Source organism: Aquipseudomonas alcaligenes, from assembly GCF_003205495.1.
Classification (GTDB): Bacteria; Pseudomonadota; Gammaproteobacteria; order Pseudomonadales; family Pseudomonadaceae; genus Aquipseudomonas; species Aquipseudomonas alcaligenes_B.
On sequence record NZ_QJRX01000007.1, the window covers coordinates 82,598 to 104,299 of the forward strand.

General features: G+C 68.1%; 15 protein-coding genes. 5 read left to right on the top strand and 10 right to left on the bottom strand.

Annotated features, from left to right (window positions below; genetic code table 11):
- Nucleotides 1-5 precede the first annotated feature (5 nt).
- The 5 genes from DMO17_RS14015 to DMO17_RS14035 form a co-directional block, all read right to left on the bottom strand.
- Nucleotides 6-731 (bottom strand): thioesterase II family protein, encoded by a 726-nt coding sequence (locus DMO17_RS14015; RefSeq protein ID WP_110683110.1) that lies wholly within the window; start codon nucleotides 729-731, stop codon nucleotides 6-8.
- A complete protein-coding gene (locus DMO17_RS14020; RefSeq protein ID WP_061904411.1) occupies nucleotides 731-934 on the bottom strand; it encodes an MbtH family protein in 204 nt (67 codons plus the stop codon). Before DMO17_RS14020 ends, DMO17_RS14015 begins: the two co-directional genes overlap by 1 nt.
- Nucleotides 935-1,058: 124 nt before the next feature.
- Nucleotides 1,059-2,729 carry a multidrug ABC transporter permease/ATP-binding protein gene (locus DMO17_RS14025; protein WP_110683111.1) on the bottom strand — a complete coding sequence of 557 codons (1,671 nt, stop codon included), beginning with the start codon at nucleotides 2,727-2,729 and terminating at the stop codon, nucleotides 1,059-1,061.
- A gap of 22 nt (nucleotides 2,730-2,751) precedes the next feature.
- Nucleotides 2,752-3,276 (bottom strand): sigma-70 family RNA polymerase sigma factor, encoded by a 525-nt coding sequence (locus DMO17_RS14030; RefSeq protein ID WP_258371551.1) that lies wholly within the window; start codon nucleotides 3,274-3,276, stop codon nucleotides 2,752-2,754.
- A 174-nt stretch (nucleotides 3,277-3,450) separates the two neighbouring features.
- Nucleotides 3,451-4,473 carry a zinc-dependent alcohol dehydrogenase family protein gene (locus DMO17_RS14035; protein WP_110683113.1) on the bottom strand — a complete coding sequence of 341 codons (1,023 nt, stop codon included), beginning with the start codon at nucleotides 4,471-4,473 and terminating at the stop codon, nucleotides 3,451-3,453.
- 185 nt (nucleotides 4,474-4,658) lie between these two features.
- Here DMO17_RS14035 and DMO17_RS14040 point away from each other — a divergent pair, with 185 nt between their 5' ends.
- From DMO17_RS14040 to DMO17_RS14060, 5 genes are all read left to right on the top strand, one after another.
- On the top strand, nucleotides 4,659-5,576 hold the full coding sequence (locus DMO17_RS14040) for a LysR family transcriptional regulator (RefSeq protein WP_110683114.1): 918 nt from the start codon (nucleotides 4,659-4,661) through the stop codon (nucleotides 5,574-5,576).
- A 158-nt stretch (nucleotides 5,577-5,734) separates the two neighbouring features.
- Nucleotides 5,735-6,976, top strand: a complete 1,242-nt coding sequence (gene mexE / locus DMO17_RS14045) for a multidrug efflux RND transporter periplasmic adaptor subunit MexE (RefSeq protein ID WP_110683115.1) — start codon at nucleotides 5,735-5,737, stop codon at nucleotides 6,974-6,976.
- Between the two features lie 11 nt (nucleotides 6,977-6,987).
- A complete protein-coding gene (locus DMO17_RS14050; RefSeq protein WP_110683116.1) occupies nucleotides 6,988-10,167 on the top strand; it encodes an efflux RND transporter permease subunit in 3,180 nt (1,059 codons plus the stop codon).
- The gene (locus DMO17_RS14055; RefSeq protein WP_110683117.1) at nucleotides 10,164-11,552 is read left to right on the top strand and encodes an efflux transporter outer membrane subunit; all 1,389 of its coding nucleotides are present in this window, start codon (nucleotides 10,164-10,166) and stop codon (nucleotides 11,550-11,552) included. Before DMO17_RS14050 ends, DMO17_RS14055 begins: the two co-directional genes overlap by 4 nt.
- 149 nt (nucleotides 11,553-11,701) lie before the next feature.
- Nucleotides 11,702-12,151, top strand: a complete 450-nt coding sequence (locus DMO17_RS14060; protein WP_110683118.1) for a YybH family protein — start codon at nucleotides 11,702-11,704, stop codon at nucleotides 12,149-12,151.
- 1 nt (nucleotide 12,152) lies between these two features.
- On the opposite strand, the gene DMO17_RS14065 is transcribed toward DMO17_RS14060, so the two are convergent.
- The 5 genes from DMO17_RS14065 to tpx form a co-directional block, all read right to left on the bottom strand.
- Nucleotides 12,153-13,604, bottom strand: a complete 1,452-nt coding sequence (locus tag DMO17_RS14065; RefSeq protein WP_110683119.1) for an efflux transporter outer membrane subunit — start codon at nucleotides 13,602-13,604, stop codon at nucleotides 12,153-12,155.
- Entirely contained in the window at nucleotides 13,601-16,708 is a 3,108-nt protein-coding gene (locus tag DMO17_RS14070) for an efflux RND transporter permease subunit (protein ID WP_110683120.1), read from the bottom strand. Before DMO17_RS14070 ends, DMO17_RS14065 begins: the two co-directional genes overlap by 4 nt.
- Nucleotides 16,705-19,803: an MdtB/MuxB family multidrug efflux RND transporter permease subunit gene (locus DMO17_RS14075; protein ID WP_110683121.1), complete on the bottom strand. Its 3,099-nt coding sequence runs from the start codon at nucleotides 19,801-19,803 to the stop codon at nucleotides 16,705-16,707. Before DMO17_RS14075 ends, DMO17_RS14070 begins: the two co-directional genes overlap by 4 nt.
- Nucleotides 19,800-21,002 (bottom strand): MdtA/MuxA family multidrug efflux RND transporter periplasmic adaptor subunit, encoded by a 1,203-nt coding sequence (locus DMO17_RS14080; protein ID WP_110683122.1) that lies wholly within the window; start codon nucleotides 21,000-21,002, stop codon nucleotides 19,800-19,802. The genes DMO17_RS14075 and DMO17_RS14080 overlap by 4 nt, the downstream gene beginning before the upstream one ends.
- A 171-nt stretch (nucleotides 21,003-21,173) precedes the next feature.
- Nucleotides 21,174-21,674: a thiol peroxidase gene (tpx, locus tag DMO17_RS14085; RefSeq protein WP_110683123.1), complete on the bottom strand. Its 501-nt coding sequence runs from the start codon at nucleotides 21,672-21,674 to the stop codon at nucleotides 21,174-21,176.
- Between the last annotated feature and the right edge of the window lie 28 nt (nucleotides 21,675-21,702).

Below are 21,702 nucleotides of genomic sequence, written 5' to 3' on the forward strand. Positions count from 1 at the left end.
GTGGCCTAGGCGCCCAGTGGCATGCCGGCCGCCTCGCGCCGCAGCAGGCGCGAGGCATGGAATTCGATCAGGGACAGCAGTTCGTCTTCCTGGGGGCGCAGGTAGGCGTGATCGCCATCCAGCCATTCCAGGGTGAAGGGGCCGCGGGTCTCGCGGCGCCAGGCGCGCAGGTCGTCCTCGCTCAGGCAGTCGCGGCGCGCACCGAGCACGTGTAGGGCACAGGGCAAGGGGGCGCGGCGCTGGTAGCGGTAGCTCTCGGCCAGGGCAAAGTCGCTGCGCAGTACGGGCAACAGTTCGCGGCGGAACAGCGGGTCGGCCAGCAGCTCGCGCGGCAGGCGGGCGAAGCCATCGAGGCCGGCGAACAGTTCGCCGTCGCTGCGCGTGGTCATGCGCGGCGCCTGCAGGCGTCGCGAGGGCGCCCGCGAAGCCGAGGCGAACAGCGCCAGCGGCGCCTCATGTCCCTCGGCGATCAGCACCTGGGCCAGCTCGAAGGCGAGCATGGCGCCCAGGCTGTGGCCCCACAGCAGGTACGGACCACTGCATTCGCGCGACCAGGCTTGCCTCAGGTCGGCCAGCAGCGCCGGCAGGTCCTGGCACAGCGGCTCACCCTCGCGGGCGCCGCGACCTGGCAACTCCAGCGGGCAGACTTCCAGCCAACGCGGCAGGCGCTTGCGCCAGCGTGCATAGGGCATGGCGCTGGCGCCGGCATGAGCCAGGCAGAACAGCTGCATTAGGCGTCCATGGCCTCGCGCAGGCTGCGCGGACGCATGTCGGTCCAGACGCTGGCGATGTGCGCTAGGCAGGTCGCCTTGTCGCCGCGCACGCCGTCTTCCTTCCAGCCGGCCGGCACGGCCTTGTAGGCCGGCCAGATGGCGTACTGCTGCTCATCGTTGACCACGACCAGGAAGGTGGTCTGCGGGTTGTCCAGGCTCATGGGGTATCCCTCGTTGAAAGTGGCACGCTTTAAAGACGCACGAAGCTGCGAATAATTTTCATTTAATTCGATTGCGCGGACATGACAGTGCCCTGCCCCGCGTCCGGGGCAGAGGTATCAACAGCTATGCGGGGATCGAGCCGCCGATCTCGCGCACCGCGTCCTGGGTGGCACGGTCGCGGGCTTCGCCGGTGAGCTCGCTGAGGCGACCGCCATCCATCTTCAGCAGACGGTCGGCCTGGTCGAAGTAGTGGTCGTCATGGGTGATGGCGAGGATGGTCTTGCCGGCGGCCTTCAGTTGCGGCAGCAGCTCGCGGTAGAACAGGCGACGGAACAGCGGGTCCTGGTCGGCGGCCCATTCGTCGAGAATCAGGATGTCGCGCCCTTCCAGCATCGCCAGCATCAGCGCCAGGCGCTTGCGCTGGCCCTGGGAGAAGCGCGTGTCGGCCAGCCGCCCGTTGGCGAAACGCACCTTGTGGCGCAGGCGCAGACGTTCCAGCCACTGCCCGACCAGCGACTCCTCGACCTCGGCACCGGCCGGGCCGAGCAGGCGGGCGAACAAGTGGAAATCGGTGTAGACGCTGGCGAACAGCTGGCGATAGGCCTGCCACTCATGCGGCTGCACCACGCGGCCGTCCAGGCGGATCTCGCCCGCGGCCGGGCGATGCAGGCCGGTGAGCAGGCGCGCCAGGGTCGACTTGCCGCTGCCGTTGCCGCCGACCAGGAACACCAGCTCGCCGCGGCGCAGTTCCAGGTCGACGGGGCCGACATCAAAGCCGGCCTCGTCGCCCTCGCCCGGATAGCGGTATTCGACGCCGGCCAGCTGCAGGCTCTGCCACTCGCCAAGGCTTTCGACCGCCGCGATCTCGGCGGTTTCCGGGGCCAGTTCCAGGGTCTCCAGCTTGTCCAGCGAGATACGCGCGGCCAGCAGGCTGGGCAGCGCGGCTACGGAGGCAACCATCGGCGCGCGCAGGAACAGCACGGTCAGGGCGAAGGTCGCCGCCACCTCAGCCGAGGCCCAACCCAGGCCGCTGGCGCAGAAGAACACCAGGCCGATGCTGCCCAGCACCATGGCGTTGGCCCAGTTGCCGGCCAGGCCATTGAAGATGTCGGCGCGGGTGACGTTGTCGCGGTAGGCGCGGGCGTCGCGGTCGAACTCCTCGTCATACAGCAGCCGCGCGCGGTCACGGTTGAGCGCCAGTTCCTTGCGGCCGTCGATGATCGCCTGGTAGTCCTGATACAGATGGTCCTCGGCCTCGCGCAGCAGGCGGATGTGATGATTGACCTTGCCGACGAAGAACCAGCCCACCAGCAAAGTCAGGCCCAGCCAGCCAGCGGTGACAGCGAACAGCGCTGGCGACAGCCAGGCCAGGTAGGTGAAGGCGGCGATGCTGAGAATCAGGCCGTAGGTCAGCTCCGGCAGGTAGACGAAGGCGATGGTGATGTTGCGGATGTCACTGGACAGGCTGGCGAGGATGCGAGCGCCGCCGATCTGCTCCAGGCGCTCGATATCGGTGTCCAGCACCCGCCGCACCAGGCTGCGGCGCAGACCGTAGACGAAGCGGTGGCCGAGGGTGTGCAGGGCCACCTGCCCTGCCCCAGAACACAACAGCAGCGCCGCCAGCAGGCCGAGGAAGCTCAGTAGCGTGGTCGCCAGCGCGCCGTCGATGCGGATCAGCTTGAGGTTGATGAAAGCGATCACGCCAACGCTGAGCATCGCACTGCAAAGGCTGAGCAGAATGATGCCGGAGAGCGGCAGGCGGTTGTCGCGGAACAGCAGCTTGAGCAGTTTCATGGCGGGTCCAGAACGGCGGAAATCAGGCTGCCTCGGGTTCGAGGCGGCTGCGGCAGTGACTCAGGGCGTCACGCAGGAGGAAATGCACCAGGGTTGGCGAGGCGCTGAGATGGCTGGCTACCTCGCGCTGGCTGTAGCCTTCCAGCTGGCTCATGGTGAATACGGTACGGGTACGCTCGGGCAACTCGCCCAGTGCGTGCTGCAGACGCTGCCATTCCAGCTGGCCGATGGCGCGCTGCTCGGGGCCGGACTGCGGTGCGGGCAGCTCGTCGAGCAGCTCCTCGTCGGCACTGTAGCGGCCCTCCAGGTTCTGCCGACGCAGGCGGTCGATGGCCAGGTTGCGCACCATGCGGAACAGGTAGCGCAGCGGGTCCTCGATGGCGTGGCGCTCGCCGCTCTCCCACAGCTTGAGGAAGGCGTCGTGCACCACGTCTTCGGCACGTGCGCGACAGCCGAGTACGCCTTGGGCGGCGTCTGTCAGGGTGCGTCGATGCTCGGCATACAGGCTCTCCAGAGCCCGTTGATGGATTTTCGCGGCCAGCCGCAAGGCGGCTGTACCCTGTTCTCCCAAGCTGCGATACGACCCCATTGGCCTGTCCTCGGCTGCAACGTGATGCGCATCTTAATGATAATATTTATCAATACAAGCCTGTACTCACATTCTCCGCGCAAAAGAAAACGCCGCCCTGAGGCGGCGTCTTGCAGAATCAGGCACCTGGCGTCAGGTGTCGAGCGTCATCACCACCCGCCCACCGGCTGGACAGGTTTCCATGAAACGGTTGGCTTCGACGAAGTCCTCGAAGGCAAACGACTTGGCGATACTCGGCTTGAGCAGGCGGTCGGCGGTCATCTGGTTGATCCGCTGCAGGGCACGCTGCACCGCCGCTTCGTCGCGTTCCAGACCCAGTTCGGGCTGGCCGGTGAAGTCCAATACGCAATGGCGGAAGAACTGCAGGTGCTTCTTGAACGCCGCGCAGGCCGGGAACGCCGCGTCGTTGCCGCCGTTGACGCCGTAGAGGATCAGCTTGCCGCGGGTCGCCGCGACATCGCCGAGCAGCTTCATCTGCGGCCCGGCGCACTGGTCCAGCACCACCTCCACGCCTTTGCCATCGGTGAAGCGCTCCACCTCCAGCACCAGGTCCTGCTCCTCGGTATCGATCACCTTGTCGGCACCCAGTTCGCGTAGATAGGCCCGGGTATCGCCCTCGCTGGTGGCGGCGATCACCACGGCGCCCAGCGCCTTGGCCATCTGTACCGCCTGCGGTGCCAGGCAGTGGGCCGCCTCGGTGATCAGCACGCGCTGCCCCGGCTGCACATCGGCCAGCTCGACCAGGGCAAAGTACGCCAGCATGTAGGGTGAGTAGTGCACGGCGGCTTCGGCCGGGCTGAGCACATCCGGATAACGGGCCAGGGCACGGCGCGGCATCAGCACCAGATCGCCCCAGGCCGGATACTGGTTGGGGCTGAAGGACGGGAAGCTGGCGACCGCCATGCCGGGGGCGAGATCCTCGACGCCGGCACCGACGGCCTCGACCACCCCGGACAGCTCGAAACCCACGCCAGCGGGCAGCTGCGCGGCCTGGTCAGGCGCCAGGTTCTGCCGCCACAGCACGTCGCGCCAGCCCACGCCGAGCGCCTGGGTGCGCACCAGCACCTCGTCGTGCCCCGGTTTCGGGGTCGGCACATCCTCCAGACGCAGCACGCTGGCATCGCCGAACTGGTGGAAACGGATCATGCGGGACATCACACACCTCGCCTTCATATCTCTATGGCCACGGACTCTATACGGGCTTTTCCGGCAAGACTACCCGCCACTATCGATAGTCACCATAAATAGCGATGATCCGCCAGCGCTTCCGGTTCAGCGCCGGGCTTGACGCCGGCGCGCCGCACCCGCACCTTTCACGGATTCCCGGATGGAAGCTGAACATGAACCGCAACGACCTGCGCCGTGTCGACCTGAACCTGCTGATCGTGTTCGAGACGCTGATGCACGAGCGCAGCGTGACACGCGCGGCGGAGAAGCTGTTCCTCGGCCAGCCGGCGATCAGCGCCGCCCTCGCCCGCCTGCGCAGCCTGTTCGATGATCCGCTGTTCGTGCGTACCGGGCGCAGCATGGAACCCACCGCGCGGGCCAACGAAATTTTCGCACTGCTCTCCCCGGCGCTGGACTCCATCTCCACCGCCGTCAGCCGCGCCACCGATTTCGACCCGGCCACCAGCAGCCAGGTATTTCGTATCGGCCTGTCCGATGACGTCGAGTTCGCCCTGTTGCCGCCGCTGCTACGCCGCCTACGCGCCGAGGCGCCCGGCGTGGTGCTGGTGGTGCGCCGCGCCAACTACCTGTTGATGCCGGGGCTGCTGGCCTCCGGGGAGATCTCGGTGGGCGTCGGCTACACCGAGGAGCTGCCGGCCAACGCCAAGCGCAAGGTACTGCGCCGCAGCAAACCCAAGCTGCTGCGTGCCGACAGCGTGCCCGGGGCGATCAGCCTGGATGACTTCTGTGCCCGCCCGCACGCCCTGGTGTCCTTCGCCGGCGACCTCACCGGCTTCATCGACGAGGAACTGGAGAAGCTTGAGCGCAAGCGCCGGGTGGTCCTGGCGGTACCCCAGTTCAACGGTCTCGGCACCCTGCTGGCCGGCACCGACATAGTCGCCACCGTACCGGACTACACCGCCGCTGCCCTCACCGCCGCCGGCGGCTTGCGTGCCGAGGATCTGCCGCTGCCCTCACGCACCTTCGAGCTGCACATGGCCTGGCGTGGCGCCCAGGACAACGACCCGGCCGAGCGCTGGCTGCGCTCGCGCATCCAGATGTTCTGCGGCGATCCGGACAGCCTCAACTGACCCAGGTGGCGCTCTGGCACGGGCGCTGCCTCAACTATCAACGCGAACGAATGAATCATCATTCCGCGTGATAGTCATCTTCGGATGGTTCGATTCGTGCCTTCAAACTCCGCCGCGCAGACTCCGCCCATCCACAAATCCGACTGGCGGAGTCAAACATGGAACAGTCATTCAATCTCTCCTGGCGCCTGCCCCTGGCCGTTGCCGCGGCCCTGCTGCTGAGTGCCTGCGGCAAGGGCGAGGAAGTGAGCCAGCAGATGCCGGCCGCCAAGGTCAGCGTCGCCGAAGTGATCGAGCAGCCGATCAACGAATGGGACGAGTTCACCGGCCGCCTGGAGGCGCCCGAGTCGGTCGAGGTGCGGCCACGCGTCTCCGGCTATATCGACAAGGTGGCCTTCGACGAAGGCAGCCTGGTGAAGAAAGGCGACCTGCTGTTCCAGATCGACCCGCGCCCGTTCCAGGCCGAGGTCAAGCGCCTGCAGGCCCAGCTGCAGCAGGCCCGCGCCAGCCAGACCCGTGCCGCCAACGAGGCCCGTCGTGGTGAGCGCCTGCGCCAGAGCAACGCCATCTCCGCCGAACTGGCCGATGCCCGCGCCAGCGCCGCCACCGAGGCCCAGGCCGCGGTCGCCGCGACCCAGGCCGAGCTGGACAACGCGCTGCTCAACCTCAGCTTCACCCGCATCACCTCGCCGATCGACGGCCGCGTTAGCCGCGCCGAGATCACCGAGGGCAACCTGGTCGGCGCCGGCCAGTCGCTGCTGACCACCGTGGTTTCCACCGACAAGGTCTACGCCTACTTCGACGCCGACGAGCGCGTGTTCCTCAAGTACGTCGAACTGGCCCGCCAGGCCGGCAGCGATGCCCGTGGCGCCAGCCCGGTGTACCTCGGCCTGTCCAGCGAAACCGGCCACCCGCACGAGGGCCAGCTGGACTTCCTCGACAACCAGGTCAATCCGCGCACCGGCACCATCCGCGGCCGCGCCGTGTTCGACAACCGCGACGGCCGCTTCACCCCCGGTCTCTACGCTCGCCTCAAGCTGGTCGGCAGCGGCACCTACCCGGCCGCGCTGATCAAGGACGAAGCGGTCGGTACCGATCTGGGCAAGAAGTTCGTCCTGGTCCTCGACAAGGACAACGCCGTGCAGTACCGCGCCATCGAGCTGGGCCCGAAGCTGGAAGGCCTGCGCATCGTCCGTCAGGGCCTGGCCAAGGGCGAGAAGATCGTGGTCAACGGCCTGCAGCGCGCCATGCCCGGCGCCACCGTCGATCCGCAGGCCGTGCCGATGGCCGACGAGGCCACCCTCGCCCAGCTGGCGCGCCTGCGCCAGGCCGTGGACGGCCGCGACGCCCCGCGCGTGGCCGAACAGCACGCCAAGTCCAGCAACGCGCCGCGCGGCTGAGGTAGAACGCCATGAACTTCTCCCAGTTCTTCATCAAGCGGCCGATCTTCGCCGCCGTGCTGTCCCTGCTGGTGCTAATCGCCGGAGCGATCTCGCTGTTCCAGCTGCCGATCAGCGAATACCCGGAAGTGGTGCCGCCCACAGTGGTCGTACGCGCCAACTTCCCCGGCGCCAACCCCAAGGTGATCGGCGAGACCGTCGCCTCGCCGCTGGAGCAGGCCATCACCGGCGTGGAGGGCATGCTCTACATGTCGTCGCAGTCCACCGCCGACGGCAAGCTGACCCTGACCATCACCTTCGCCCTCGGCACCGACCTGGACAACGCCCAGGTACAGGTGCAGAACCGCGTGACCCGCACCATGCCGACCCTGCCCACCGAGGTGCAGCGCCTCGGCGTGACCGTGGACAAGGCCTCCCCGGACCTGACCATGGTGGTGCACCTGACCTCGCCGGATCAGCGCTACGACATGCTCTACCTGTCCAACTACGCCGCGCTCAACGTCAAGGACGAGCTGGCGCGCCTGGATGGCGTGGGTGACGTGCAGCTGTTCGGCATGGGCAACTACTCGCTGCGCGTGTGGCTCGACCCGAACAAGGTGGCCTCGCGCAACCTCACCGCCTCGGATGTGGTCGCCGCGATCCGCGAGCAGAACCGCCAGGTCGCCGCCGGTGCCCTCGGCGCGCCGCCCTCGGACGCCGGCAACAGCTTCCAGCTGTCGATCAACACCCAGGGCCGCCTGGTCAGCGAGGAAGAGTTCGAGAACATCATCATCCGCGCCGGCGACGACGGCGAGATCACCCGCCTCAAGGACATCGCGCGCATCGAACTGGGTTCCAGCCAGTACGCGCTGCGCTCGCTGCTGAACAACCAGCCGGCCGTGGCCATCCCGGTGTTCCAGCGCCCCGGCTCGAATGCCATCGAGATCTCCGACTCGGTGCGCGCGCGCATGGCCGAGCTGAAGCAGAGCTTCCCGCAGGGCGTGGACTACGAGATCGTCTACGATCCGACCATCTTCGTCCGCGGCTCCATCGAGGCGGTGGTGCACACCCTGCTCGAAGCCATCGTGCTGGTGGTGCTGGTGGTGGTGCTGTTCCTGCAGACCTGGCGCGCCTCGATCATCCCGCTGGCCGCCGTGCCGGTGTCGCTGATCGGTACCTTCGCGGTGATGCACCTGTTCGGCTTCTCGCTCAACGCCCTGTCGCTGTTCGGCCTGGTGCTGGCCATCGGCATCGTGGTGGACGACGCCATCGTGGTGGTGGAGAACGTCGAGAGGAACATCGGCCTCGGCAAGTCGCCGGTGGAAGCTACCCGCCAGGCCATGAAGGAAGTGACCGGGCCGATCGTCGCCACAGCGCTCGTTCTTTGCGCCGTTTTCGTGCCGACCGCCTTCATCTCCGGCCTTACCGGGCAGTTCTACCAGCAGTTCGCGCTGACCATCGCCATCTCCACGGTGATCTCGGCGTTCAACTCGCTGACCCTGTCGCCGGCCCTGGCCGCCGTGCTGCTGAAGGATCACCACGCGCCGAAGGACCGCTTCTCCCGCGTGCTCGACAAGTTGTTCGGTGGCTGGCTGTTCAACCCGTTCAACCGCTTCTTCGACCGCGCCAGCCATGGCTACGTCGGCACCGTGAAGCGCGTGCTGCGCGGCAGTTCGATCGCCCTGCTGGTCTACGGCGGCCTGCTGGTGCTCGGCTACCTGGGCTTCTCCAGCACCCCGACCGGTTTCGTGCCGCAGCAGGACAAGCAGTACCTGGTGGCCTTCGCCCAGCTGCCGGACGCCGCCACCCTCGACCGTACCGAGGCGGTGATCAAGCGCATGTCGGAGATCGCCGGCAAGCACCCGGGCGTGGAGAACACCGTGGCCTTCCCAGGCCTGTCGATCAACGGCTTCACCAACAGCCCGAACAGCGGCATCGTCTTCACCCCGCTCAGGCCGTTCGACGAGCGCAGTGATCCGTCGCTGTCGGCCAACGCCATCGCCGCCGAGCTGAACGCCCAGTTCGCCGAGATCCAGGACGCCTACATCGCCATCTTCCCGCCGCCGCCCGTGCAGGGCCTCGGCACCATCGGTGGCTTCCGCCTGCAGATCCAGGATCGCGGCAGTCTGGGCTACGAGGAGCTGTACGCGCAGACCCAGAACATCCTCAACAAGGCGCGCCAGTTGCCGGAGCTGAACCCCATGTCGGTGTTCACCAGCTACCAGGTCAACGTGCCGCAGATCGATGCCAACATCGATCGCGAGAAGGCCAAGACTCACGGCGTGGCCATCAGTGACATCTTCGACACCATGCAGGTGTACCTGGGCTCGCTGTATGCCAACGACTTCAACCGCTTCGGCCGCACCTACCAGGTCAACGTCCAGGCCGATCAGCAGTTCCGCCTGGAACCCGAGCAGATCGGTCAGCTCAAGGTGCGCAACAACCGTGGCGAGATGATCCCGCTGTCCACCTTCGTCAAGGTCGACAGTGCCTCGGGCCCGGACCGGGTGATGCACTACAACGGCTTCCTCACCGCCGAGATCAACGGTGCGGCAGCCCCCGGCTACAGCTCCGGCCAGGCCGAGGCGGCGATTGCCAAGCTGCTCGACGAAGAGCTGCCCAACGGCATGACCTACGAGTGGACCGAGCTGACCTACCAGCAGATCCTCGCCGGCAACACCGCGATCTTCATCTTCCCGCTCTGCGTGCTGCTGGCCTTCCTGGTGCTGGCCGCCCAGTACGAGAGCTGGAGCCTGCCGCTGGCGGTGATCCTGATCGTGCCGACCGTGCTGTTCTCCGCCATCACCGGGGTGATCCTGGCCGGCGGTGACAACAACGTGTTCACCCAGATCGGCCTGATCGTATTGGTGGGCCTGGCGTGCAAGAACGCCATCCTCATCGTCGAGTTCGCCAAGGAGAAGCAGGAGGAAGGTCTGGATCGCATCAGCGCGGTGCTGGAGGCCTGCCGCCTGCGTCTGCGCCCGATCCTGATGACCTCCATCGCCTTCATCATGGGCGTGGTGCCCCTGGTGCTCTCCAGCGGTGCCGGCGCCGAGATGCGCCATGCCATGGGCGTGGCGGTGTTCAGCGGGATGATCGGCGTGACCTTCTTCGGCCTGCTGCTGACCCCGGTGTTCTACGTGCTGATCCGCGCCTTCGTGGAGAAACGCGAAGCGAAGAAAGCCGCTCGCCTGCAGGAGGTGCATGCATGAAGCCGTTGATTCCCGCCCTGCTCGCCCTCGCCGTCAGTGCCTGTGCCGTCGGCCCGGACTACCGGGCGCCGGACACCGCGCCGGCGCGCATCGAGGCCCTGGAGGCCGGCGACTACGACCGCACCGACTTCGAGGCGGCCTGGTGGCAGCAGTTCGACGACCCGACCCTGAGCCAGCTGGTCCAGCAGTCGCTCAAGGAAAACCGCGAGCTGCGTGTGGCCTTCGCCCGCCTGCGCGCGGCCCGGGCCATCCGTGACGATGTCGGCAACGACCAGCTGCCGGTGATCACCAGCCGCGCCAGCGGCGAGTTCGGCAAGGCCCAGCAGCCGCCGACCAGCGAGCAGCGCATCCGCCAGGAGCGCTACGACCTGGGCCTGGACATGGCCTGGGAGCTCGACCTGTTCGGCCGCATCCAGCGCAGCATCGAGACCAGCGAGGCGCAGAGCGAGGCCGCCGAGGCCGAGCTGTACCAGCTGCAGGTGAGCCTGATCGCCGAGCTGGTGGACGCCTACGGCAACCTGCGCGGCGCGCAGCTGCGCGAACGCATCGCCCGCGACAATCTGAAGAACCAAAGCCAGTCGCGCGCCCTCACCGAACAGCTGCGCGACGCCGGCATCGGCAGCGAGCTGGACGTGCTGCGTGCCGATGCGCGCCTGGCCGCCACCGAGGCCAGCCTGCCGCAGCTGCAGGCCGAGGAAGCGCGTGCCCGTCACCGTATCGCCACCCTGCTCGGCCAGCGCCCGGAACAGCTGAGTGTCGACCTCTCGCCCCGGCCCCTGCCGGTGATCGCCAAGGCACTGCCGATCGGCGATCCCGCCGAGCTGCTGCGCCGCCGTCCGGACGTGCGCGTCGCCGAGCGCCAGCTGGCCGCGGCCACCGCCAATGTCGGCGTGGCCACCGCCGACCTGTTCCCGCGGGTCAGTCTCTCCGGCTTCCTCGGCTTTACTGCCGGACGCGGCTCGCAACTGGGTGCGGCGGCGGCCAATGCCTGGGGCGTGGCGCCGACCATCAGCTGGGCGGCCTTCGACCTGGGCAGCGTGCGCGCCCGCCTGCGCGGCGCCGAGGCCGACGCCGACGGCGCCCTGGCCAGCTACGAGCAGCAGGTGCTGCTGGCCCTGGAAGAGTCGGAGAACGCCTTCAGCGATTACGCCAAGCGCCAGCAGCGCCTGGTCTCACTGGTGCGCCAGGTCGAGGCCAGCCGCGCCGCGGCCGAGCAGGCGGCGGTGCGCTACCGCGAGGGCACCGAGGATTTCCTGGTGCTGCTCGATGCCGAGCGCGAGCGCCTGGCCGCCGAGGATGCCCAGGCCCAGGCCGAGATCGAGCTGTACCGCGGCATAGTCGCCATCTACAAGGCGCTCGGCGGCGGCTGGCAGCCCAGCGCCTGAACCCTACCTCCTGGGCCGACACCGCCCTTTGTCGGCCAACCCTTGTCCCCGCGGTCCAGCTCCTGGCCGTGGGGATTTTTTTACCAGCTCCGGCCGGGTTAGGATCGCGGCATGCCTTCAGTTCGGAGGCGACAATTCAAGGAAGGTCGATGAAAAAGCTCGCGCTGTCCCTGCTCTGCCTGTTCGCCCCGCTGGTCCACGCCGAACCGGCCCTGACCGAAGCCAATATCCGCGCGCTTTACGCTGACATGACCGCGGCGGCCACGCAGCGCGACATCGAGGCCACCCTGGCGCATATGAGCGAGGACGTGCGCATCCACATCTCCGCGCCCAAGGGCAGCCTGGAGCTGGACGCGACCCAGTACCGCCAGCTGCTCAAGCAGGGCTGGAGCGGGCTGGACAGCTACCGCATGGAGGTGGACATCGAATCGATCGAGATTGCCGAGGACGGCCAGAGTGCCACGGTCACCGATACCACCCGGGAAACCCTGTCGATGGGCGGCCACGAGATGAGTACCGGCATGCAGGAAGTCGCCAGCCTGCGCCTGATCGACGGGCAGCCGAAGATCACCCGCATCGAGGCGACCATCAAGCCCTGAGTCACTCGCCGTCCGGCACGCCCTGCCAGCCGCCGCCCAGCGCCGCGATCAGCTGCACGCTGGCGGTCAGGCGGCTGCCCTGCAGGGTCAGGCGGGTGCGTTCGTTGGTCAGCGCGCTGGCCTGCACGCTGACCACGTCGGTGAACTCCACGGTGCCGGCCTTGTACTGGTTGAGGATAAGCCGCAGCGACTCGCGGGCGGCGTCCAGTGCCTCCTGCTGCACCAGCGCCTCGCGCTCCAGCACCGCCAGCTGCACCAGGTAGTCCTCCACCTCGCGGAAGCTTTCCAACACCGTCTGCCGGTAGTCGGCCACCGTCTGGTCGTAGCTGGCCTCGGCCTGCTCGACCTGCGAGCGGATCAGGCCGCCATCGAACAGGGTCATGGCGAAGGCCGGTCCGATGGACCAGAAGCGGTTGGGCGAGCTGATCCAGTCGTCCAGTCCACCGCTGCGGTAACCGCCACTGGCCGACAGGCTCAGCTGCGGATAGTAGGCAGCCTCGGCCACGCCGATCTCGGCGTTGGCGGCCATCACCCGGCGCTCGGCGGCGGCAACGTCCGGGCGCCGTTCGAGCAGGGTCGACGGCAGGCTGACCGGCACCGCAGGCAGCGCCGGCACCTCGTCGCGCACCGCCAGTTCGAACGCTGACGGCGCCACGCCGACCAGCACGGCGATCGCGTGCTCCAGCTGCGCGCGCTGGTATTCCAGGTCCACCGCCTCGGCCTCGGTGCCCTTGAGCTGGGTCAGCGCCTGGGTCACGTCGGACTTCGGCACTATGCCGGCCCGGTACTGGTTCTCGGCGATGCGATAGGCCTGCTTGTAGGCTGCCACCGTCTCGTCGAGCAGGTGCTTCTGCCGGTCCAGCACGCGCAGCTGCAGGTAGTTCTGCACCAGCTCGGACTGCTGGCTGAGGCGCACGGCGGCCAGGTCGGCGGCGCTGGCGTCAAGGCCGGCGTTCTCCGCCTCCAGCTGGCGGCGCAGCTTGCCCCACAGGTCCAGCTCCCAGCTCACGCCCAGGCTGGTCTCGTAGGTCTTGGACACCTGCGAGGCGTTGGCGCCGCTGACGCTGACCCCGCCGCTGGTGCCGATGGTGCTGTCGCCGCCGCCCTGCCCGGCGCGGGTCACGCCGGTGTTCAGGCCCAGGGTCGGGAAGAAGGCCGCGCGCGCCCCGCGCGCCAGGGCGCGGGCCTGGCGGTACTGGGCCTCGGCACTGGCCAGGCTCTGGTTGTTGGCGTTGAGGCGCTCGACCAGCGCGTCCAGCTCGGCGTCGCCATACAGCTTCCACCAGTCGCCGCGCAGCGCGGTGTCGGCCGGCGCCGCGGCCTTCCAGCCGGCGGCCTGCTTGAACTGTGCCGCGGCGGCGCTGTCCGGGCGCCGGTAGTCCGGGCCGACGGCACAGCCGGCCGCCAGCAGGGCGAGCAGCAAGAGGGAAATGCGGAGCAAGGCAGGTTTCATAGCGGAGTTTCCAGGGCGGCGTCGCTGCGTACGCCGCGCCAGCGGTTGACCCGGTGGCGCAGGCGGTCGAGGTACAGGTAGACCACCGGGGTGGTGTAGAGGGTGAGGATCTGGCTGAGGATCAGCCCGCCGACGATGGCCAGGCCCAGCGGCTGGCGCATCTCGGCGCCCTCGGCCTGGCCGAGCAGCAGCGGCAGCGCGCCGAGCATGGCCGCCAGGGTGGTCATCAGGATCGGCCTAAAGCGCAGCAGGCAGGCGCGGCGGATCGACTCCTGCGGGCTGAGCTGCTCGCTACGCTCCAGTTCCAGGGCCAGGTCGATCATCAGGATGGCGTTCTTCTTCACCACGCCGATCAGCAGGAACAGGCCGAGCAGCGAGATCAGGCTGAACTCGCCACCGGTCAGCAGGATCGCCAGCAGCGCGCCGACCCCGGCCGAGGGCAGCGTGGAGAGGATGGTCAGCGGGTGGATGTAGCTCTCGTAGAGGATGCCGAGGACGATGTACACCACCAGCAGCGCGGTGAGGATCATGATCGGCTGGCCCTTGGCCTCCTTCTCGAAGGCTCCGCCGGTACCGCCGAGCAGGCCCTGCACCTCGGTGGGCAGGCCGACCTCGGCCACCGCCCGGCGGATCGCCGCGTTGGCCTGCTCCTGGGTCACCTCGGGGGCCAGCGAGTAACCGATGTTCTCGGCGGCGAACTGGCCCTGGTGGTTGACCCGGTCCTCCTCCAGACTGCGCTCCCAGCGGGCGAAGCTGGACAGCGGCACGCGCGCGCCATCGGCGCCGATCACCTGGATCTGGTCCAGCGCCTCGGGATACTGGGCGTACTTCGGATTGATCTCCATCACCACGCTGTACTGGTTCAGGGTGTCGTAGATGGTGGAGATCTGCCGCTGGCTGAAGGCGTTGTTCAGCACGCTGCTGATCATTGCCATGTCCACGCCCAGGCGCTGCGCGGTGACGCGATCGATCACCAGGCTGATCTGCTGGGCGCCCTCGCCTTCGTTGGCATCGATATCGGTCAGTTCGGGCAGTGCCGCCAGCGCGTCGCGCACCCTGGGCAGCCACTGGCGGAGCAGTTCCAGCTCGCTGGCCAGCAGCACGTATTCGTTCTCCGAGCTGCGTCCCTGGCGCCCGCCGAACTGCAGGTCCTGGTCGGCCATCAGCATCAGCCGTGCCCCGGGCACCTTGGGTAGGTTCTCGCGCAGCCGGTCGATCACCTGCTGGGCCGACTGCTCGCGTTCGCCGATGGGCTTCAGGCGGATCACCAGGAAGGCGTTGTTGATACCGCTCTCGCCGCCGATGAAGCCGGCCACGCTGTGGATCGCCGGGTCCTCCAGCAGGCCGCGGCGGAAGGCCTCCATCTTCGGCTGCATGACCTGGAAGGACAGGCCGTCGTCGCCGCGCACGAAACCGATCAGCTGGCCGGTATCCTGCTGCGGCATGAAGGTCTTGGGCACCTCGACGAACAGGTAGACGTTGAGGCCGATGGTCGCCAGCAGGCTGAACAGGGTCAGCCGCGCATGGCGCAGGGCCCAGTCCAGGCTGCGCCCGTAGAAGGCCAGCAGGCGTTCCTGCGCCCGCGCGCCGAGGCGGGCCAGGCGCCCGGGCGCGCGCTCCTGGATCTCGGCCTTGAGCCAGCGCGCGCAGAGCATCGGCGTCAGGGTCAGCGACACCAGCATGGAAATCAGGATCGCCACCGTCAGGGTGATGGAGAACTCGCGGAACAAATTGCCGACGATGCCGCCCATGAACAGGATGGAGAGGAACACCGCGACCAGCGACAGGTTCATCGACAGCAGGGTGAAGCCGACCTCCTGGGCGCCCTTGTAGGCCGCCGCCAGCGGCTTCTCGCCGGCCTCGATGTGCCGCGAGATGTTCTCCAGCACGACGATGGCGTCGTCCACCACCAAGCCGGTGGCGATGATCAGCGCCATCAGCGACAGGTTGTTCAGCGAGAAGTCCAGCAGGTACATCACGGCGAAGGTGCCGACCAGCGACACCGGCACCGCCAGCGCCGGGATCAGCGAGGCGCGCCAGCGCCCGAGAAACAGGAACACCACCAGGATCACCAGGCCCACGGCGATCAGCAGGGTGCGCTCGGCCTCGTGCAGGGTGGCGCGGATCACCGGCGAGCGGTCCATCGCCACTTCCAGCTCGGCGCTGGCCGGAATCACCGCCTGCAGGGCCGGCAGCTCGGCACGGATGCCTTCGATGGTCTCGATGATGTTGGCGCCCGGCTGGCGGTTGACCACCAGCAGCACCGCCTGCCGGTCGTTGTAGAAGCCGCTGTTGTAGCGGTTCTCCACCGAGTCGCGCACCGTGGCCACGTCGGCCAGGCGTACGGCGGCGCTGTTCTGGTAGCGGATGATCAGGTCCTGGTACTGGGCGGCGCGCTCCAGCTGGTCGTTGGCCTGGATCTGCCACTGCCGCTCGGCATCGGCCACGTCGCCCTTGGGGCGGTCGACATTGGCGCTGGCGATGGCGCTGCGCACCTCGTCGAGGGCGATGCCGTACTGGTCGAGCAGGCGTGGCTCCAGCTCCACGCGCACGGCCGGCAGCGAGCTGCCGCCGATCTGGATCTGCCCCACGCCCTGCACCTGCGCCAGTTTTTGCGCGATCACCGTGGAGGCCAGGTCGTACAGCTGGCTCTTATCCAGCTGCGGCGAGGTCAGCGACAGCACCATGATCGGCGCCTGCGAGGGGTTGAACTTGCGGTAGGTCGGCATGCGCCGCATGCCGCTGGGCAGCAGGTTGCGTGCCGCGTTGATGGCCGCCTGCACCTCGCGCGCGGCCGCCTCGACGTCGCGGCCGATGTTGAACAGGATGATGATGCGCGTGTTGCCCTGGCTGCTGCGGCTGGTCATCTCGCTGATGCCGGCGATGGTGCCGAGCGAGCGCTCCAGTGGCGTGGCCACGCTGGAGGCCATGGTCTGCGGGCTGGCGCCGGGCAGGCTGGCGTCGACCACTATGGCCGGGAAATCCATGTTCGGCAGCGGCGCCACCGACAGCAGGCGGAAACTCACCGCGCCGAGCAGCAGGATGGCCAGGCTCAGCAGCAGGGTCGCCACCGGGCGGCCGATAAAGGGCGCGGAGAGGTTCATGGCGCCAGCACCACCCCCGAGGCGCTGCGGCCGAGCAGGCGCCGGGAGAGACGGTCGAAGGCCAGGTAGATCACCGGCGTGGTGAACAGTGTCAGTACCTGGGACAGCAGCAGGCCGCCGACCATCACCAGGCCCAGCGGCTGGCGCAGCTCGGCGCCGGAGCCCGAGGCCAGCATCAGCGGGATGGCGCCGAACAGCGCGGCCAGGGTAGTCATCAGGATCGGCCTAAAACGCAGCAGCGCAGCCTGGTAAATGGCCGCCTCAGGCGCCATGCCCTGCTGGCGCTCCGCCTCCAGGGCGAAGTCGATCATCATGATGGCGTTCTTCTTGACGATGCCGATCAGCAGGATGATGCCGATCACCGCGATCAGGCCCAGGTCGTTGCCGGTCAGCAGCAGCGCCAACAATGCGCCGACCCCGGCCGAGGGAAGCGTGGAGAGAATGGTGATCGGGTGGATATAGCTCTCGTAGAGCACGCCCAGCACGATGTACATGGTGACGATGGCCGCCAGGATCAGCAGCAGGGTCGAACTCAGCGAGGCGCGGAAGGCCTCGGCGGCGCCCTGGAACTGGGTCTGGATGCCGGCCGGCAGGCCGATCTCCTGCTTGACCTGTTCGATCGCCGCCACCGCCTCGCCCAGGGCCACGCCCGGCGCCAGGTTGAACGACACGGTGACCGCCGGGAACTGGCCGATATGGTTGACCAGCAGGCTGGCCGGGCGCTGCGTGACGCGGGCCAGCGCGGCCAGCGGCACCTGGCCGCCACTGGCGGTGGCCACATGGATGCGCTGCAAGGCCTGCGGGCCCAGCTCACCTGCGCCTTCGCTCTCCAGCACCACGCGGTACTGGCTGGCCTGGGTGAAGATGGTGGAGATCTGCCGCTGGCCGAAGGCGTCGTACAGTGCATCGTCGATGCTGGACACGCTCACGCCCAGGCGCGAGGCGGCGTCGCGGTCGATCTCGAGGAAAACCTGCAGGCCGCGGTTCTGCAGATCGCTGGCGACGTCACGCAGCTCCGCCTGCTCGCCCAGCGCGGCGAGCAGCCTGGGCGTCCACTCCTCCAGCAGCGCGCCGTCCGGCGACTCCAGGCTGAACTGGAACTGGGTACGGCTGACCCGGTCCTCGATCGACAGGTCCTGCACCGGCTGCAGGTACAGGGTGATACCCGGCACCCTGGCCAGCTCGGGGCGCAGGCGCTCGATCACTTCGCTGGCGCTGACGTCACGCTCGGCATGCGGCCTGAGGTTGATCAGCAGGCGCCCGCTGTTCAGCGTCGGGTTGTCGCCGTCCACGCCGATGTAGGACGACAGGCTGACCACGTCCGGGTCGCGCAGGATCACTTCGGCCAGGCGCTGCTGGCGCTCGCTCATGGCCCTGAAGGAAATCGACTGCGGCGCCTCGGAGATGCCCTGGATCACCCCGGTGTCCTGCACCGGGAAGAAGCCCTTGGGCACGGCCAGGTAGAGCAGCACGGTGAGCGCCAGGGTGCCGATGGCTACCAGCAGGGTCAGGCCCTGGTGGCGCAGGGTCCAGGTCAGGCCCACGGCGTAGCGCGCGATCAGGCCGTCGATCAGGGCGCCCGCCGAGCGGTAGAAACGCCCCTGCTGCTGGTCCTTCTCGGCCTTGAGCAGGCGCGCGCACATCATCGGCGTCAGGGTCAGCGACACCACCAGGGAAATCAGGATGGCCACCGCCAGGGTGATGGCGAACTCGCGGAACAGGCGCCCGACGACATCGGCCATGAACAGCAGCGGGATCAGCACCGCGATCAGCGAGAAGGTCAGCGAGATCAGGGTGAAGCCGATCTGCCGGGCGCCCTTGAGCGCGGCATTCAGCGGCGTCTCGCCCTCCTCCAGGTGGCGGGCGATGTTCTCCAGCATGACGATGGCGTCGTCCACCACGAAGCCGGTGGCTATGGTCAGGGCCATCAGCGTCAGGTTGTTGATGGAGAAACCGGCTAGGTACATCACCGCGAAGGTGCCGATCAGCGACAGCGGCACGGCGATTGAGGGAATCACGGTGGCCGAGACCTTGCGCAGGAACAGGAAGGTCACCAGCACCACCAGGGCGATGGCCAGCACCAGCTCGAACTGCACGTCGCGCACCGCCGCGCGGATCGTCTGGGTGCGATCGGTGAGCACCTTGACCTCCAGGCTGGCCGGCAGCGCTGCGGTGATCTGCGGCAGCAGCGCCTGCACGCGGTCGACCACCTCGATGACGTTGGCACCGGGCTGGCGCTGAATGGTCAGCAGCACCGTCTCGTTGCGGTCGGCCCAGGCCGCCAGGCGCTCGTTCTCGGCGCCGTCGACCACCGTGGCCACATCGCGCAGGCGCAGCGCCGCGCCGTTCTCGTACTTGAGGATCAGGTCGAGGTATTCCACGGCCGACTTGAGCTGGTCGTTGGCATCCAGCTGGGAGACACGGGTCGGGCCGTCGAAGTTGCCCTTGGGCTGGTTGACGTTCTGCGCGGCGATCAGCTGGCGCACGTCGGCGAAGCTCAGGCCATGGCTGGCCAGGGCCTCGGGATCGACCTTGATGCGCACCGCCGGGCGCTGGCCGCCGGCCAGGCTGACCAGGCCGACGCCGGCGATCTGCGCGATCTTCTGCGCCATGCGCGTGTCGACCAGGTCGTGCACCTCGGTCAGCGGCAGGGTCGGCGAACTGATCGCCAGGGTCAGCACCGGGGTGTCGGCCGGGTTGACCTTGTTGTACACCGGCGGCGCCGGCAGGTCGTCCGGCAACAGGTTGCTGGCCGCGTTGATGGCCGCCTGCACCTCCTGCTCGGCCACTTCCAGGTCCACCTCGAGGGAGAAGCGCAGGGTGATCACCGAGGCGCCGCCGGAGCTGGCCGACGACATCTGCTTCAAGCCCGGCATCTGACCGAACTGGCGCTCCAGCGGCGCGGTCACCGAACTGGTCATCACCTGCGGGCTGGCGCCCGGATACAGGGTGAGCACGCGGATGGTCGGGTAGTCCACCTCCGGCAGCGCCGAGACCGGCAGCAGGCGGTAGGCGATCAGGCCGGTGAGGAAGATCGCCACCATCAGCAGCGTGGTGGCGACCGGGCGCAGGATGAACAGGCGCGAGACGTTCATGCGCCCTGCTTCTGCGCGGCCTGGCCCTGCGGCTGGGCGAGGGCGCCGGGCTCGCCGATCACTTCCACCTCGCTGCCGTCCTTGAGCCTGTCGGTGCCTTCCAGCACCAGGCGCTCGCCGACCTTGACGCCCTCTTCCACCAGGCTGGTAGCGCCGTCGCTGGCGGCGATGCGCACATCGCGCAGCTGCACCTTGTCATCCTGGCCGACGACGAACACGAAGGTGCCACGCGCGCCGTACTGCACGGCGGCCGAGGGGATCAGGGTGGCCTGCCGGCGGGTCTCCACGCGCAGGCGCACGTTGACGAACTGGTTGGGAAACAGGCCTTCGCCGGCATTGGCGAAGCGCGCCTTGAGCTTGACCGTGCCGGTGGCCACGTCGATCTGGTTGTCCAGGCTGTGCAGCACGCCTTCGGCGAGCAGCTGCTGCTCGCCACGGTCCCAGGCCTGCACCGCCAGGCGCTGCTCCTGGCGCACCCTGGCCAGCACTGGCGGCAGGTCCTTTTCCGGCAGGGTGAAATTGACCGCGATCGGCTCGACCTGGGTGATCACCACCAGCGGTGTGGTGTCGCCGCTGCCGACCAGGTTACCGACATCCACCTGGCGCAGGCCCAGGCGCCCGGAGATGGGCGCGCGGACCTCGGTGAAGTCCAGGTTCAGGCGCGCCTCGGCCACCGCCGCCTGGTTGCTCTTGACCGTGCCGCGGTACTGGCCGACCAGTGCTGCCTGGGTGTCCAGGGTCTGCTTGGCGATGCTGTCTTCGGCGTACAGGCCCTGGTAGCGGGCCAGGTCGACTTCGGCGTTCCTGAGCTGCGCCTGGCTCTGCGCCAGCGCGCCCTCGGCCTGCTGCAGCGCCACCCGGTAGGGGCGCGGATCGATCTGCGCCAGCAGGTCGCCGGCCTTGACCAGCTGGCCCTCCTCGAACAGCACCTTGACCAGCTGGCCATCCACGCGCGGGCGCACGTTGACGGTATTCAGGGCAGTGACGGTACCCAGGGCCTTGAGCTCGACGTGGAAGTCGCCCTGGCCGACCTCGGTCAGGCGCACCGGCGTCGGGCCATCCCAGGGCCCCTCTGGCTTCTCTTGTTCCGGGCTGTCGCCAGCGGGCAGCAGCCACCAGAGCAGCAGGCCGCCGAGCAGCACGGCGGAGCCGACCAGCCAGGGACGTGAGAAGCGCGAAGCGGAGGGAAAATCGGACATGGTGCGGAATCACTTGCCTGGGGAGGATGAACGATAAGTACTCCCAGCAACCAGGCAAAGGGTCTTTACCGCCTATTTACCCTAGTTTGACGTAACAAGACGTTAGGAATTTAGCCGCTCGCCAATAAAAACGGCCTGCACAAGGCAGGCCGTCGGCAGCGCAGGCGCGCCTTACTTCAGCGCGGCCAGGGCGGCGGCGTAGTTCGGCTCGTCGGCGATCTCGCCGACCAGCTCGCTGTGCAGCACCTTGCCCTGCTCGTCCAGCACCACCACGGCGCGGGCGGCGACGCCGACCAGCGGGCCACTGGCGATGGCCACGCCGTAGTCCTTGAGGAAGCTGGCGCCACGCATGGTCGACAGGTTGATCACCTTGTCCAGGCCCTCGGCCCCGCAGAAGCGCGCCTGGGCGAACGGCAGGTCGGCGGAGATGCACAGCACCACGGTGTTGGGCAGCGCGCTGGCCTCGGCGTTGAACTTGCGCACCGAGGTGGCGCAGGTCGGGGTGTCGATGCTCGGGAAGATGTTCAGCACCTTGCGCTTGCCGGCCAGGCTGGCCAGGGTTACATCGGACAGGTCCTTGCCGACCAGGCTGAACGCCGGGGCCTGCTGGCCGACCTGCGGCAGCTGGCCGTCGACCTGAACCGGGTTGCCCTTGAGGGTTACTTGAGCCATGGGATGTTTTCCTTGTGGTGAAGCCGGG